The organism is Sphaerotilus sp., assembly GCF_013299175.1.
GTDB lineage: Bacteria > Pseudomonadota > Gammaproteobacteria > Burkholderiales > Burkholderiaceae_C > Sphaerotilus.
The window spans coordinates 1-14582 of sequence record NZ_JAAFKF010000095.1; the positions used below are offsets into that span (position 1 = coordinate 1).

Genomic DNA, 14582 nt, shown 5'->3' on the forward strand with positions numbered 1-14582 from the left:
TGGGGCAGTACGTGGCGGTGAAGGCGCAGGTCCACCACCTCGAAGGCATGTCGGGCCACGCCGATGCGGACGGCCTGATCGCGTGGATGCGCCAGATGCCGACCGCGCCGAAGCAGGTGATGGTGGTGCATGGCGAGCCGGAGGCGTCGGACGCCTTGCGCATCCGGATCGGGGAGCGCCTCGGCTGGCCGGCCCGCGTGCCTCAGGCAGGGGAACGCCTGAGGCTGGGAGAGACGGCGCCGCTCAGGGGCGCGAACCGTCGTTGACGCTCTTGGCCGCAGCGGCGCCGCCCGTGGCCTTGGCGGCGGCAGCCTCCTTGCGGGCTTTGCGCTCGGCGCGGCGCTCGGCCTTGGCAGCGGCTTTGTCGGCCTTGGCCTGGGCTTTCTTGTCCGCGGCTTTCTCCGCTTTCTTGTCGGCGTTCTTGTCGGCTTTCTTGTCCGCCTTCATGCCGGCGCGCTTGGCAGCCAACCGCGCCTCGCGGCGCTCGGCCCGGCGGGCTGCCCGCTCTTCGGCGCTGGACTTGCCGGCCTTGCCCGCCTTGGTGGCCTTGTCGGCCTTGTCGGCCTTCTTCTCCGCCTTCTCCGCCTTCTCCGCCTTCTCCGCTTTTTCAGCCTTCCTGGCCTTGCGGGCCGCCAGCCGCTCGGCCTTGCGCGCGGCGCGGCGCTCGGCAGCGGTGTCGGTGGACGCCTCGGCTGCGGCCTTGCGCGCCTCGGCCTGGCGGGCGCGGCGGGCGTCCAGTGCCTTGTCGAGCTGCTCGACCTTGCGCTCCGTGGGCGTGGTGATCGGGGCGGCGACAGGCGCTGCGGGTTCGCGCAGCGTGGCCGGATCCGGTGCCGCGGGCATGGTGATGGGCTTGGGGGTCTGGCCGGTGCTGGTCTGGGCCTGCGCAGCGGCGCCGGCGGTGAGCATCACGGCCGCGAGAGCGGCAATCAGCGGTTGCATGGGAGGGGGTCTCCAGGTTGAGTGGGAGAAATGTAGCCGCAGGAAACCGGGTCGTCGATTTTTTCAGCCTTGGGATGGCGATCAATCAAAGCGCCGCTCGCGCAGCCACTTGGTGGCGACCCACTTCTCCCCGGCGATCACGGGCGCACCGCCGTGCAGCGAGCGGCTGCTGGGGTCGGCGCGGTCGTAGCTGAAGAAGACGGCGTGGCCCTGGATCGGCGCCACTTCGAGGTGGACATCGGGAAAGGTCGTGCCGCCCCCCGCGGCCGGCGTGTTCAAGTACATCACCAGCGTGCCCACGCGCTGGCCGCCACGCTGGAGGATGGTCGAAGAGCCGGGCTGCGCGGGGTCGAAGTAGTCGTAATGCGGCTTGTACTCGGCACCCGGCCGGTAGTGCAGCACTTGCAGGCCCTCGCCGTTCTCGACCGGCCAGCGCAGCAGCGCCGCGATGCGCTGCTCGATGCGCGCAATCAGCGCCGTCTCGCCACGGCCAAAGAACATGCCGGCGCTGGTGCGGGCGGCGTTGACCTCGCTGCCGCCGGTAGCGTTGTCAACGGTTTCCGAGCGGGCCATGCGCGGCGCAGCCAACTGGCGCAGCGCCTCGCACTCGTCGGCAGACAGCAGATCGGCGAACACCACCACCCGCGGATCGCGCATCGACGCCACGACCCGCACCACCTGCCCGTCCGGCAGGCACAGCGTGGCCGGCGACTGCGCCAGATCCGGCTCGGGCACCGGCACCACCGCCGGGCGCTGCTGCAGGCGGGCGTGCTCGGCGAGGAACCCTTCCAGCGTGTGTTCCAGCGCGGCGAGGGCGACATCCTCGTCCCAGCCGGAGTGCTTCATGGCTTGCAGGACGGCATCGGGTGCATGGCCGGCCTGGGCCTGTTCCAGGATCCAAAGCCGCAGTTCCGGGGTGGCTGTCTGGGTGCTCATGGTCGTGCTGTAGAAAGGAAAATCAAGCCGTCCGGCGGCGGAACACCCAGCGGTCACCCGCCGAGGTGGTGGCATCGAAGCGATAACCCCCCAGATCGAAGCTCTGCAGCGCCTGGGGATCCTCGGTTCGGTGGGTGACGGCGTAGCGCACCATCAGCCCGCGCGCCTGCTTGGCGTAGAAGCTGATGGTCTTGTAGCCCGTGTCCTTCCAGTCCTCGAACACGCAGTCGATCACCCTGGTCCGCGCCACCAGCAAGGGACGCAGCGCCGCCTTGGCGTACTCCTGCGAGGCCAGATTGACGACCACCGGCGCGCCGGTCTTGCGGGTCGGCAGGCGGTGCAGCAACTCCTCGGCGATGCGGTCGCCCCACCAGGCGTAGAGATCCTTGCCGCGCGGATTGGCCCAGCGCGTGCCCATCTCCAGCCGGTACGGCTGCAGCGCATCGAGCGGGCGCAGGACACCGTACAAGCCCGACAGGATGGCGACATGCGCCTGCGCCCAGGCGAGGTCGGCGGCGGAGAGCGTCCGCGCGGCGAGTCCGTCGTAGACATCGCCGTTGAAGGCCAGCACCGCCGGCTTGCTGTTGGCGGGCGTGTTGCGCGGGCGCCAGGCGGCGTAGCGGGCCACGTTCAGCGCCGCGAGCTTGTCGGACAAGGCCATCAGCGCAGCGATCTGGGTGGGGGACTGCGTGCGCAACTGCTCGACCAGCGCGGCAGCTTCGGCCATGAAGACCGGACGGGTCGGCTCGACCGCGGACAGGACGGAAGTCGGGGTCTCGAAATCCAGGGACTTGGCGGGCGACAGCAGCAGGAGCATGGGGGCAGCAGAAAACGGAGTCGAACGGAGTCGATCAGGGTCGGTGAGCCTGCAAGCGTACCAGCGCCGCGCGGTGCCAGAAAATGCGCCCATGACGACGACACCCCCCACCCCCGGCCCCTGCCCTTGCGGCAGCGGCGACACGCTGTCCACCTGCTGCGGCCGATTCCACCCCGGCGGCGTGCTGGCAGGCCAGGCGCCCACGGCCGAGGCGCTGATGCGTTCGCGGTACAGCGCCTATGTGCTGGACCAGCTCGACTACCTGCTCGCCACCTGGCACCCCAGCACGCGCCCTGCGGCGCTGGAGCCGAACGGGCCGGGCCTGCGCTGGCTCGGGCTGGCGGTGCGCCACCACCGGGTGCTCGGCGCGGATCGGGCGGAGGTGTCCTTCGTGGCGCGCAGCAAGCTCGGCGGGCGGGCGCACCGGCTGGAAGAGGTCAGCCGCTTCGTGCGGGAAGACGGGCGCTGGTTCTATGTGGACGCAGACCCCAGTGAGACCCAGTGATCTCCGTGATCTCAGTGGTCGTCCTTGATCCCGCCTTGGGACACGGGCGGCAGACTCGCCCGCACGGCGTCGAGGTCCGACAAGGCAAAGGCCCGGCGCACCGGCGGCGACATCAGCCACAGCAAGAGCGCCGAGGCCACCAGCGCGCCGCCCACCGTCGGGTGCAGCCCGGTGTCACGCTCCAGGCCCGCCGTCGTCCACGGATCCAGCAGCAGCACGCGCACCGGCTGCAGCTCCGTGCCCCCAGGCCAGGCCATGGCCGCCAGCAATCCGGCCAGCACGACCATCGCCAGCGTGCGCGCCCAGCCCTGCGCCCGCCAGAGTCCGGCGGCGGTCCCCAGCAGCAGCCAAGGCAAAGGCTGCTGCCACAAAATGCCCTGCGGACTGTTGAACGACACCATCGACAGGCCCATGAACAACAACGCCGCCAGCGGCGGCTCAGGTCGGCGTTTTTTCGTCTCTTCGCACATGCGACCAATTCTGCGCAGCCCCAGCGCGTTCTCCCAGTGCGTTCTTGTCCAGAACCCCGAACCACGGGATGCTGAAATCGACCGAAATGACACCTGTATCCATCAAACGTTTTTTCGTCACACTTCGTGACATGAACCCCCACCCGGCGTCAGAGCTGGAGTACAGCTCGGTGTTCGAGCTGCTGGCCGCCGTGCTGCTGTCGGCGCAGGCGACCGACATCGGGGTCAACAAAGCGACGCGGCGGCTGTTCCCGGTGGCCAATACACCGGGCAGGATCGTGGCGCTGGGGATCGATGGGTTGGAGGCACACATCCGCACCATCGGTCTGTATCGCAACAAGGCGAAACATCTGTACGCCACGAGCCAGATCCTGCTGGCCGAGCATGGCGGGCAGGTGCCGCGCAGCCGCGAGGCGCTGGAAGCCCTGCCCGGCGTCGGGCGCAAGACGGCCAACGTGGTGCTGAACGTGGCCTGGGGCGAGCCGACGTGCGCGGTGGACACGCACCTGTTCCGCGTCGGCAACCGCACCGGGCTGGCGCCGGGCAAGACGCCGCTCGCGGTCGAGCTGCAGTACCTGCAGCGCATCCCGGCCGAGTTCCGGGTCGATGCCCACCACTGGCTGATCCTGCACGGGCGCTACGTCTGCCAGGCGCGCAAGCCGCGGTGCTGGGAGTGCGCGGTGGCGGACTGCTGCGACTTCGCGCCGAAGACGGTTCAGGCGTAGCGCGCAGCCCAGTCCAGCAAGCGCCGCTGGATCTGCCGCACGCCGTCGGTGAGACACGCCGGGCCGGGCTGCAGGATCTCGCTCGACTTGATCTCGAACACCTGCCCGTTCAACACCGCGGGCACCTGTTCCCAACCGGGGCGCGCCATGACCTGCTCCGGCCGGAACTTGCGCCCGCACCACGAACCGAGGATCACGTCGGGTGAGCGGCGCACCACCTCCAGCGGGTCGGCGACGATGCGGTTCTTGCCCAGCGACTGACCCGCCAGCTCGGGGAAACACTCCTCGCCACCGGCCAGCGCGCTCAGCTCGCTCACCCAGCCGATGCCCGTGATGATCGGGTCCATCCACTCCTCGAAGTAGACCCGCGGGCGCCGGGGCAGCGTCCGGCCGATCGCCGCCACCTCGTCCAGCCCCACTTGCAGTTCGGCCAGCAACGCGGCCGTCTTCTCGTGCGCGCCGACCATCGCCCCGACCATCGCGACCATGCGCAGGATCTCAGCCACGCTGCGCTGGTTGAACACATGCACGGCGACTCCGGCGCGGATCAACTGGCTGGCAATGTCCGCCTGCAGATCCGAGAAGCCGAGCACCAGGTCCGGCTCCAGGGCGAGGATCTCGTCGATCTTGGCGGTCAGGTAGGCCGACACCCGCGGCTTCTCCTGTCGGGCACGCGGCGGGCGCACCGTGTAGCCGGAGATGCCGACGATGCGGTGTTCTTCGCCGAGCAGGTAGAGGGTTTCGGTCGTCTCCTCGGTGAGGCAGACGATGCGGCGCGGGAACAGGTCAGGCGTCATGGGGGCCGTCCGACTCAGCGCAGCGGCGAGGTCTGTGGCGGGTTTTCGGGGTGGGCACGCAGTTCCTTGATGCGGTTCGCCTCGTTCATGAAGACCAGCTTCGGCGCGTGCGACGGCACCTGCTCCTCATGCACCTGCGCGAAGGCAGCGAGGATGACCAGATCCCCCGTGCTGGCGCGCCGGGCGGCCGAACCGTTGAGCGAGAGGATTCCGCTGCCGCGCGGCGCCTTGATCACGTAGGTGACGAAGCGTTCGCCGTTGTTGATGTTCCAGACGTGGATCTGCTCGTTCTCGCAGAGGTTGGCGGCGTCCAGCAGGTCTTCGTCGATGCCGCAGGAGCCTTCGTAGTGCAGCTCGCAGTGGGTGACGGTGGCGCGGTGGATCTTGGATTTGAGGAGGGTGCGGAACATGGCAGAAGGGCTTTCAGAGGCTTCGGGGTCTGTGTTGGTTTGTGCAATGGAGCAGAAAAAGGCGCGCGATCATAGGCACATTCATGGGTACATCAGGGTCGCGTACTTCAAGGGTGCGGGCCAATCCGCCGCACAGAGCCGCTCGGTGTGGCGCGTGCGCAGCGCGTTGATCCAGCCCGCATGACCGACCGCCAAAGCTGGCCGATCCTCCGCCAGCACCGCCTCGACCCGCTCCCGCAAGCGCCGCAGCGGCTCCCCGCCGCCCGGTGCGTGGTCCATGAAATCCCCCTCCCAGGCGCGGATCTCGTCCCATGCGATGTCGCGCCAGAGCCGACCATCCCACGCCCCGAAATCCAGCTCGACCAGCCGCGCATCGACCCGGTGCGTCCAGCCCCAGCGCCGCAGCCAGCGCCCCACGTCGGCGCAGCGGCGCAGCGGGGATGTGACGACCGCGTGCGGCAGGTGGTGGCGGCGGGCGTGCTGGCGGATGCGGTGGGCCAGGCGCTTGGCGCGGCGCGGATCGACGGGCAGATCCGTGCGGCCGATGCAGCGCCCGGCCGCGCCGATCGGCTTCGGGTGGCGCCAGATCCAGATGCGCAGTGCGGACACGGGTTCAGCCATGCAGCACCGCCAGCCAGCCCAGCAGCGCCGCGAGTTCGCTCAACTGCTGCGACGCCCCGAGCGTGTCCCCGGTGAACCCGCCCAGCCGGCCATGGAACCAGCGCCCGCACCACAGCACCATGCCCGCCAGCCCGAGCAGTCCCGCCAGCACCGGGCGCAGATCGTCCAGCACCCACACCGCCGCGACGCTGATGGCCACCGCCCAGCCCAGCACGACCACCAGTCCGCCGCCGGAGATCTGCTGCGCCATCGGTTTGGCCTTGGCGTGCTCCGGATCGCCCGCATACGGCAGCAGCCACAGCAGCACGACAGGGGCGACCCGCGACAGCGCATGTGCCCAGACCGTGGCGACCACCGCCGGCAGCAGCCCGACCGAGACGACCCCGTGCAGCGCCACCGCCTTCAGCCCGAGCACGCCGACCAGCCCGAGCGCGCCGTAGCTGCCCAGCCGCGAGTCCTTCATGATCGTCAGCGCCCGCTCGCGGCTGACCGCGCCGCCCAGACCATCGCAGGTGTCGGCCAGCCCGTCCTCGTGGAAGCCGCCGGTCATCCAGACGGTGGCCGCCATCGACAGCCCGACCGCCACCGGCAGCGGCCAGAACGACACCGCCAGCGCCAGCACCGCCGCCCCGACCAGACCGATGCACAGCCCGACCGCCGGGTAGTGGCGGGCGCTCGCGTGCATCCACTCGGGCGACCAGCCGACCCAGGCGGGCACGGGGACGCGGGTGAAGAACTGCACGGCGATGCAGAACAGACGGAGTTCGTGGACCAGTGCGTGCATCAACCAGCGCATCGCTGTTCAGTCCGCGCGGTCGCTCACACCCGCCGACGCGAAGCTCGCCATCTCCGCCAGGATGCGGCAGGCCGAGTCCAGCAGCGGCCACGCCAGCGCCGCCCCAGAACCCTCGCCCAGCCGCAGCCCCAAACTCAGCAGCGGCTCGGCCTCCAGACGCGCCAGCATCAACCGGTGGCCCGACTCGTCCGACTGGTGCGCGAAGACACAGCGTTGCAGCACGTTCGGATGCAGACGTGCCGCCACCAGCACCGCCGCACTGACGATGAAGCCATCGACGACGATCACCCGCCGCTGCGCCGCCGCCTCCAGCACCGCACCGACCAGCATCGCGATCTCGAACCCGCCGAACGCCGCCAGCACGTCGAGCGGCGCCGTCGCGGCTTCGTGGCGGGCCAGCACCTTGCGCAGGATCTCGGTCTTGCGCACCAGCGCCGGGCCGTCCACGCCGGTGCCGCGGCCGGTGCAGCGGTCGATGGCTTCGCCCGTCAGCCGCGCCATCAGCAGCGAGGCCGACGAGGTGTTGCCGATGCCCATCTCGCCGAACAGCACCACGTTGCCCGGCAGGCTGCGCACGACCCCCGCCCCCGTCTCGACCGCCGCGATGCACTCGGCCGGGGTCATCGCCGGGCCTTCCAGCGCATCCGCCGTGCCCCAGCCGATCTTGCGCGCAAGCAGGCCCGGGCGCGGCGCGAACGCGTGCTTCACCCCCGCATCGACCACCGTCAGCGCCAGCCCGTGCTGACGCGCCAGCACGCTGACCGCCGCGCCGCCTGCCAGGAAGTTCTCCACCATCTGCCACGTCACGTCGCTCGGGAACGCCGAGACGCCACGCGCGGCCAGTCCGTGGTCGCCCGCGAAGACGACCATCTGCGGATGCTCCAGCGCCGGCAGGTCGCGGCCCTGGATCTGCGCGAGCTTCAGCGCCAGCGATTCGAGGCGACCGAGCGCGCCTCGCGGCTTGGTCTTCTGGTCGAGTGCGGTCTGGACGCGGGTGGTCAGCCCCTCGTCATGCAGGTCGTCGATCGGCGGGAGGGTGAGTGCGTGTGCGTTCATCGGGGTTCCTTGTTGTGGTCTTGGTTGTGGTCCTGGAGCAGGGACAGCAGCACGCCCTCGGGCACGTGCCGGTCCAGGAAATCGGCGAGTCCGTCGAACACGGCGTCGAGCGTGCGGACCTCGGCGCCGAACAGGGCGCGCAGCACGGCGGGCGACTCGAACAGGCCGTGCGCGTACAGCCCGAGCACGTTGCCCTGCTGCCAGCCGAGCACGCCGCCGGCCGTGTTGCGCACCGCTTCGGTGGCGGTGGGCAGGTCGGGGTGCTGCGCAGTGCGGCCGTGGTGGATCTCGTAGCCGTCGAAGGCCACGCCGGACAGCGCCGACCACGGTCCGCACGGCGCGGTCAGCGCGGCAAAGCGGGCCTGCGTCGGCTGGAGCAGCTTCTCGGGATCGAAGGCCGTCACCAGCGGCAGCAGCCCCAGCCCCGGCGCATTGCCCCCGAGCGGCCCATCCACCGCGTGCAGGTCGATCAGCGCCTCGCCCAGCATCTGCAAGCCGCCGCAGATCCCGAGCACCGCCCCGCCCTGCCCCGCATGGCGCGCCACCGCCAGATCCAGCCCCTGCGCGCGCAGCCAGGCCAGATCCGCCGCCGTGTGTTTCGAGCCGGGCAGGATGACCCAGTCCGCGCCGTCCAGATCGCTCGGGCTGCGCGCCCAGGTGAGCCGCACGCCGGGCAGGTTGCGCAGCGGCTGGAACTCGTCGAGGTTGCTGATGCGCGGATACGCCACGACGGCGATGCGCAGCGGGCGGGTGGACGTGGCCGATGGGCCGCCCGTGCTGCGGTCGTCGAACACGCCGTCTTCCTCGGGCAGGCCGTGTTCGCGCCACATCGGCAGCACGGCCACCGTGGGCACGCCGGTCAGGGCTTCGAGCTGCTCCGGGCCGGGGGACAGCAAGGCCGCGTCGCCCCGGAACCGGTTGAGCACGAAGCCGCGGATCAGCGCCCGCTCGTCCAAGGGCAGCAACTGGTGCGTGCCGTAGAGGTGGGCGAAGGCACCGCCGCGGTCGATGTCCGTGACCAGCAGGCAGGCGGCGTCCACGGCCAGCGCGGTGCGCATGTTCACGTAGTCGCTGGCGTGCAGGTTGATCTCGGCGGGCGAGCCGGCGCCTTCGATCACGACCACGTCGTTCTCCGCCATCAGCGCGTGCAAGGCATCCCGCGCGAACGGCCACAGCAGCTCGCTGCGTTCACGCCACGGCACGGCGCCCAGGTCGCGCCGCACCTCGCCCAGCACGACCACCTGGCTGCGCGTGTCCGCCTCGGGCTTGAGCAGCACCGGGTTCTGGCGCACCTCGGGCATGGCACGGGCGGCCAGTGCCTGGAAATACTGCGCGCTGCCGATCTCGCCCATGCGCCCGTCCGGACCGGGCACGACGCGGGCGTTGTTGCTCATGTTCTGCGCCTTGAACGGCGCGACCCTGAAGCCGCGGCGCGCATACCAGCGGCACAGCGCCGTGGCCAGCCAGCTCTTGCCGGCACCGCTGGTGGTGCCCAAGACCATGATCGCGCGTGCCATGCAGAACCTCAGTAGGTGGACAGGGATTGAAAACCGGACTGGCGCACCGTCGGCATGAACCCGCCGTCGCCGACCGTCTGGCGCCACAGCAGGGCCAGCGCCTGCTGCGACGGCGGCGGCTGCACGCTCACGCGCACCCAGCCGGGCAGGCCCATCGCCGTGCAGTCGCGCAGCTTGATGCCCACGGCCCGCAGCGCCGGCAAGACCCGCGACGGGTGCAGCGGGTCGGAATCGGCATCTTCGCCCGCCGACCACTGGCCCCAGCGGGCGATGTAGTACGGCGTGACGCTGGTCAGGCAGGTCCAGCCCAGGCGCTTCTGGCACAGCTCGATCTGCTGCCGGCGCCAGCTCCGCAGGATGTGCAGGCTGGAGTGGACCCAGCTCTGTGCTTCCTCGGTGGCCCAGCACGTCAGCATCGCCACACCGTGCGCGCCCAGCGGCCAGGACGGGGCCAGCGCGTCCAGCCGCTCGGTCAGCCAGGTGGTGAGCAGGGAGGAGTCGGGCGTGCGCGCCGGGGCGATGGCGTAGGCGCCGCGCACGCCGGTGAGTCCGAGCGCCTTGTTCGGCGACCAGAGCTGCCAGGCGTGGTCGGGCACGGGCGGGGTGTCGCCGTCCAGCCGCAGCGGCGTGTACGCACGGTCGATCACCAGCACCGACTCGCTCGGATTGCAGGGCGGCGCGGTGCGGGCGTCGCCGATCGGGCTGCCCGGCTCGGTGTGCCAGATCAGCCACGCGGGATCGTGTGCGTCCAGATCGTCGATTTCGCGCACCACGCGCAGGCCCAGCGCCTCGGCCGCTGCGGCGTATTCCCCATAGGCGTAGTCCGGCACCCGCACACGCGCACCCGGATGGAGCAGCGCGATGGCCAGCGTCATGCGGCGGATGAACTCGCTGGCGCTGCCGGCCAGGACGATGCGCGACGGCTCGACCCCGTGCAGCCGGGCGAGCTGCTGGCGCAACACGGTGTAGCCGGGATCGGGGCGGCGGCGCACGTCCACCTGGCGCACCTGCTCCAGCGCCACCGGAGCGGGTCCGCAGGCATTGGCGGTGGTGGAGAAATCCCAGCGCGGCACGCCCAGGGCGTCCGGCCCTCCGTGGCGCTGCACTCCCCCGTCGGGACGGTCGTGGATGGAGGTGGTCATGGTCTGGCGGTGGCGATCGTTGTGGTGCTGCAGCCCCCCGGCTGCCGGGCCGCGAAGCATAGACGTGCGCCCCGCCCGGTCGATGTCCAGACGTAACGCACGCCGCTCACGCGAGCCGCGGCAGCGCCGCCCACTGTCCATCCACCTGCACGATCCGGATCGCGCCGCCGAACACCGCCACCAGCGCCGCCTGCACGTCCGGCGCATCACAACGGCCGACCGCCCGCACCTGGCCCGCCGCCAGCACGACCAGCCGGTCTGCCGCCAGCGCGAGGCTCAGGTCGTGCAGCACGCTGACCACCACCTGCGTGTGGCCGAGTCGGGCCGTCTGGCGCATCAGCCGCACGAGGGCGACCTGGTGCGGCGGGTCAAGGTGGGTCGTGGGTTCGTCGAGCAGCAGCACGGGCGCCTGCACGGCCAGCGCGCGGGCCAGGAACACCCGCTGGCGCTCGCCGCCGGAGAGTTCGGACAGGCGGCGGTGTTGCCAGGGCTGGCATTCGGTGTCGCGCATGGCCTGCTGGACGATGGCTTCGTCTTCCGCACCGGGATGGGCGAACAGGCCGAGCTGCGGCAGCCGCCCGAGGTGGACGACATCGCGCACGGTGAGTTCGCCGCTGGCTTCGGCCTGCTGCGCCAGCCAGGCGAGCTGGCGGGCGCGGTCGCGGGCGGACCACCGCGACAGGGGGCGGCCGGCCAGCGTGACCTCGCCGCCGTGGAGCGGCTGCAGGCCGGCCAGGGCGCGCAGCAGGGTGGACTTGCCGGCGCCGTTGGGGCCGACGATGGCGGTCCAGCCGGGGGGGAACGCGAGGGTGATGCCGTGGAGGACCGGGCGGTCGCCGAGGCGGACTTGCAGCGCGTGGGCCGAAATCATGCGGCGATCTCCCGCCGCCGCAGCAGCCACAGCAGGTAGAAGCCGCCCAGCACGGCGGTCAGCACCCCGACCGGCAGCTCCTGCGGCGCAATGAGCGTGCGCGCCAGCACGTCGGCCACCAGCAGCAGCGCGCCGCCCATCGCCGCACTCGCCACCAGCCGGTAGCCGTGGGTCGCGTGGACGAAGCGGCGCACCAGATGCGGCGCCACCAGCCCGACAAACGCCACCATGCCGGCCTGCGCCACCGCCGTGCCCGTGGCCAGCGCCATCAGCACGACCAACACCAGCCGCAGGCGCGGCAGCGGCAGGCCGAGACTCGCGGCACTGTCTTCGCCCAGTGTCAGCGCGTCCAGCACCCGCGCCAGCCGCCAGCCCAGCGGCAGCACCAGCAGCAGCGCCCCCCCCAGGAGCGCGCAGCTCGGCCAGCCCAGAAACCCGGTCGTCCCGAGCAGGAACGCCTGTTTGCCGCGCAGCGCGTCCGGGGCCAGCGTCGTCAGCAGATCGTTGAGCGCCCCCAGCACCACACCAACCACCACGCCGGCCAGCAACAGCCGCGTCGTGTGCTGCGCGCCACGGGCCAGCGACAGGGTCAGTCCCACGCCGACCAGCGCGCCCAGGAACGCCGCCGCGACCAACCCGAGGCGCGACAACAGCTCGGCCGTTGCCAAGCCCATTCCGACCCCCGCCAGCGAATCCGCCGCCAGCACGAGCACGACGCCCAGCGACGCCCCCGCCGCCGATCCCAGGAGGTACGGATCGGCCAGCGGGTTGCGGAACAGCCCTTGTGCGATGGCGCCGGCCAGGCCGAACAGCGCGCCGGTCAGCCATGCGCCCAGCGTGCGCGGGGCGCGGATCTGCCAGAGGATGAGGTCGGCGGGGCCATCGGCCAGCAGGGCGCGCAGTGCGCTGAGGCTCCAACCTTCGCTGCCCACGACCAAGCCCGCCACGCCGCCCAGCAGCGCCACCAGCGCCAGCGCCCAGGCCAGCCGTGTACGGCGGCGCCGCTCGTGCTCGCTCACGGCGCGCGGCGTTCCACGGGGGGTTGTGCCGGCAAGGCTTGCAGGCAATCGGCGATCCGCTCGGCGGCGTCGCCCAGCCGCGGACCGGGGCGCACGAGCATGTCGTACCGCGTGGCCTCGAAGGCGCAGGTGCGGCCGGTCTGTAGCGCCTTCAGGGTGGCCCAGCCGGGACGGCGTGGCATGTCGCGCAGGTTGCGTTCGACCGCCATGACCAGATCGGGCTGCGCCTTGACGATGAATTCGGGGTTGAGCTTGGGGAATGGCCCCAGCGCGGGCGGAACGATGTTGCCCAGCCCCAACTGGGTCAGCAGCTCGCCGAGGAAGGAGGTGCTGCCCGCGGCGTAGGGCGCCGCATCGACCTCGAAGTAGACCTTCTGGCCGCGCAGCGCCACCGGCACGCGGGCCGCGGCGCGCTGCACCTGCTGGTCGATGCGCGCCCACAGCACGGCGCCCTGCTCCGGTCGGCCCAGCAGCGTGGCGAGGGTGGCGACCACGCGGCGGGTCTCGGCCTGGCTGCTCGGCTCCAGCACCACGACGTGCAGGCCGAGCGACTCCAGCCGGTCCACCACCCGTGCCGCCCGTGCAGCGAGCACCACATCGGGCCGCAGCGCGGCGATGCGCTCGACCTGTGCGTCGTCCATGCCCCCGAGCTTGGGCAGTGCGACGACGCTGGCGGGCCAGTTCGAGTGGCGGTCGGTGCCCACCAGACGGTCGCACCAGCCGAGTGCGCAGACGGACTCCGTGAGCGACGGCAGCAGCGTGATGATGCGCTGTGGCGGGGCGGGCAGCTTGACCGTCACGCCACGGTCGTCGCGCACGACCACCTCGGCCTGCGCAGCCCCGGCCAGCGCACACACCAGCGCCACGGACCAGCGCATCCAGGCCATCCTCAGCGTCCGGGTCATCGCTTCACCGCCATTTCCAGCCCCGCCACCATCAGCGTCACCCGCGCACAGCGGGCCGCCACCGCCTGGTGCAGCCGGCCGAGTTCGTCCACATAACGCCGCGCTTCGCGGGACATTGGCGCCAGCCCGAGGCCGATCTCGTTGGAGACCAGCACGACCGGGCCGGGTGCAGCTTGCAGCGCCGCGTCCAGATCGGCCTGCACGGCGCGCCAGGTGGTGTCACCGACCGGCGCGCCGTCCAGCGGCATGAGCCACTGCGTCAGCCACAGCGTGAGGCAGTCCACCAGCACGAGGCAGTCCGGGGCGCTGTGTCGGCGGATGGCGTCGGCGAGGTCGCGGGGCACCTCGTCGAGCGCCATCGCCGGCACGCGTTCGGCGCGGTCCGCCTGGTGCCGCTGGATGCGCTCGCGCATCTCGTCGTCACCCCCGAGCGCGGTGGCCAGCAGCACGGCACGGTGGCCGGGCCGCGCCAGCCAGTCGGCCGCCCGCGACTCGCCGCAGCGCGACTTGCCGCTGCGTTGACCGCCGAGGATGAACTCGTGCATCGCGGCTCAGGTCACAGCACCGTGCCGTCGAAGCGCACGCCCAGCCAGCCCTGGCGACCCAGACCCTGGTAGTCACGCGCCGGTTCCACGTCGCGGTTGGTGGCGTTGAGCAGCTTGGCCTCCAGGCGCCATTGCGGCGCAAACCGCCAGTGGGCCTTCAGGTCCAGTGTCGTGTAGGCGTCCAGCACCTGGCCACCGTCCGGCCGTGCGCCGACCCGCAGCGCGGCGGCGCCCACCGTCCAGTCACCCAGCCGGTAGTCGCCCGCCAAGCTTTCCTGGTGGGCGGCACGGCGCGTCAGGCGCGTGCCCGTCACCACGTCGATGGCGTCGAGGAAGTCGATCGTGCCGTTCAGGCTCAGGTCGCCCCAGCGGTGTTCGCCACTGAGCGTCAGGCCGGTGAGGCGGGCGCGGTTGACGTTGCGGGCGCAGCCGTAGTCGTAGGCCGTGCCAGCGGGGCAGTAGCTGCGGTCGGACTCGTAGGCGATCAGGTCGCGCATCCGGTTGCGGT

At 71.5% G+C, this 14582-nt stretch carries 19 protein-coding genes; 3 read left to right on the top strand and 16 right to left on the bottom strand.

Translation table 11 applies throughout. The features are described from left to right. The coding region (locus QZW52_RS15040; protein ID WP_294000298.1) for an MBL fold metallo-hydrolase RNA specificity domain-containing protein at positions 1-266 on the top strand (266 nt) is incomplete at its 5' end. Here QZW52_RS15040 and QZW52_RS15045 read toward each other — a convergent pair. From QZW52_RS15045 to yaaA, 3 genes are all read right to left on the bottom strand, one after another. Continuing rightward, positions 244-942, bottom strand: a complete 699-nt coding sequence (locus tag QZW52_RS15045; RefSeq protein WP_294000299.1) for a hypothetical protein — start codon at positions 940-942, stop codon at positions 244-246. The two genes, QZW52_RS15040 and QZW52_RS15045, sit on opposite strands and share 23 nt — an antisense overlap. Positions 943-1023: 81 nt before the next feature. Next, complete coding sequence (locus QZW52_RS15050) at positions 1024-1878, bottom strand: 2OG-Fe(II) oxygenase (protein WP_294000301.1); 855 nt, start codon at positions 1876-1878, stop codon at positions 1024-1026. Positions 1879-1900: 22 nt separating this feature from the next. After that, on the bottom strand, positions 1901-2695 hold the full coding sequence (yaaA, locus tag QZW52_RS15055; RefSeq protein ID WP_294000303.1) for a peroxide stress protein YaaA: 795 nt from the start codon (positions 2693-2695) through the stop codon (positions 1901-1903). Positions 2696-2786: 91 nt separating this feature from the next. On the opposite strand from yaaA, the gene QZW52_RS15060 reads away from it, so the two are divergent. After that, complete coding sequence (locus QZW52_RS15060) at positions 2787-3200, top strand: YchJ family protein (protein WP_294000305.1); 414 nt, start codon at positions 2787-2789, stop codon at positions 3198-3200. 11 nt (positions 3201-3211) lie between these two features. Here the strand turns inward: QZW52_RS15060 and QZW52_RS15065 are convergent, their stop codons facing one another. Beyond that, entirely contained in the window at positions 3212-3670 is a 459-nt protein-coding gene (locus QZW52_RS15065; protein ID WP_294000306.1) for a hypothetical protein, read from the bottom strand. 86 nt (positions 3671-3756) lie between these two features. Between QZW52_RS15065 and nth the strand changes: the two genes are divergently transcribed. Beyond that, positions 3757-4395 carry an endonuclease III gene (gene nth / locus QZW52_RS15070; protein ID WP_294000307.1) on the top strand — a complete coding sequence of 213 codons (639 nt, stop codon included), beginning with the start codon at positions 3757-3759 and terminating at the stop codon, positions 4393-4395. Here nth and QZW52_RS15075 read toward each other — a convergent pair. From QZW52_RS15075 to QZW52_RS15130, 12 genes are all read right to left on the bottom strand, one after another. Next, positions 4386-5192 carry a cobalamin-binding protein gene (locus tag QZW52_RS15075; RefSeq protein WP_294000308.1) on the bottom strand — a complete coding sequence of 269 codons (807 nt, stop codon included), beginning with the start codon at positions 5190-5192 and terminating at the stop codon, positions 4386-4388. The two genes, nth and QZW52_RS15075, sit on opposite strands and share 10 nt — an antisense overlap. A gap of 14 nt (positions 5193-5206) precedes the next feature. Next, positions 5207-5602 carry an aspartate 1-decarboxylase gene (panD, locus tag QZW52_RS15080; RefSeq protein WP_294000310.1) on the bottom strand — a complete coding sequence of 132 codons (396 nt, stop codon included), beginning with the start codon at positions 5600-5602 and terminating at the stop codon, positions 5207-5209. 81 nt (positions 5603-5683) lie between these two features. Further along, complete coding sequence (locus tag QZW52_RS15085; RefSeq protein WP_294000312.1) at positions 5684-6223, bottom strand: histidine phosphatase family protein; 540 nt, start codon at positions 6221-6223, stop codon at positions 5684-5686. After that, complete coding sequence (locus QZW52_RS15090; RefSeq protein WP_294000313.1) at positions 6216-7019, bottom strand: adenosylcobinamide-GDP ribazoletransferase; 804 nt, start codon at positions 7017-7019, stop codon at positions 6216-6218. The genes QZW52_RS15085 and QZW52_RS15090 overlap by 8 nt, the downstream gene beginning before the upstream one ends. Positions 7020-7025: 6 nt before the next feature. After that, positions 7026-8075 carry a nicotinate-nucleotide--dimethylbenzimidazole phosphoribosyltransferase gene (gene cobT / locus QZW52_RS15095; RefSeq protein ID WP_294000315.1) on the bottom strand — a complete coding sequence of 350 codons (1050 nt, stop codon included), beginning with the start codon at positions 8073-8075 and terminating at the stop codon, positions 7026-7028. Beyond that, the gene (locus tag QZW52_RS15100) at positions 8072-9592 is read right to left on the bottom strand and encodes a cobyric acid synthase (protein ID WP_294000317.1); all 1521 of its coding nucleotides are present in this window, start codon (positions 9590-9592) and stop codon (positions 8072-8074) included. Before QZW52_RS15100 ends, cobT begins: the two co-directional genes overlap by 4 nt. Positions 9593-9600: 8 nt before the next feature. Beyond that, a complete protein-coding gene (locus QZW52_RS15105; RefSeq protein ID WP_294000318.1) occupies positions 9601-10734 on the bottom strand; it encodes an aminotransferase class I/II-fold pyridoxal phosphate-dependent enzyme in 1134 nt (377 codons plus the stop codon). Between the two features lie 106 nt (positions 10735-10840). Beyond that, a complete protein-coding gene (locus QZW52_RS15110) occupies positions 10841-11605 on the bottom strand; it encodes an ABC transporter ATP-binding protein (RefSeq protein WP_294000321.1) in 765 nt (254 codons plus the stop codon). After that, positions 11602-12624, bottom strand: coding sequence for a FecCD family ABC transporter permease (locus QZW52_RS15115; RefSeq protein WP_294000323.1), 1023 nt, complete (start codon positions 12622-12624; stop codon positions 11602-11604). The genes QZW52_RS15110 and QZW52_RS15115 overlap by 4 nt, the downstream gene beginning before the upstream one ends. Continuing rightward, complete coding sequence (locus QZW52_RS15120; RefSeq protein WP_294000325.1) at positions 12621-13529, bottom strand: ABC transporter substrate-binding protein; 909 nt, start codon at positions 13527-13529, stop codon at positions 12621-12623. The genes QZW52_RS15115 and QZW52_RS15120 overlap by 4 nt, the downstream gene beginning before the upstream one ends. Continuing rightward, entirely contained in the window at positions 13526-14074 is a 549-nt protein-coding gene (locus QZW52_RS15125) for a bifunctional adenosylcobinamide kinase/adenosylcobinamide-phosphate guanylyltransferase (RefSeq protein ID WP_294000326.1), read from the bottom strand. The genes QZW52_RS15120 and QZW52_RS15125 overlap by 4 nt, the downstream gene beginning before the upstream one ends. An 11-nt stretch (positions 14075-14085) precedes the next feature. Beyond that, positions 14086-14582 (bottom strand): TonB-dependent receptor domain-containing protein (locus tag QZW52_RS15130; RefSeq protein ID WP_294000327.1); only part of this gene is annotated, 497 nt, incomplete at its 5' end.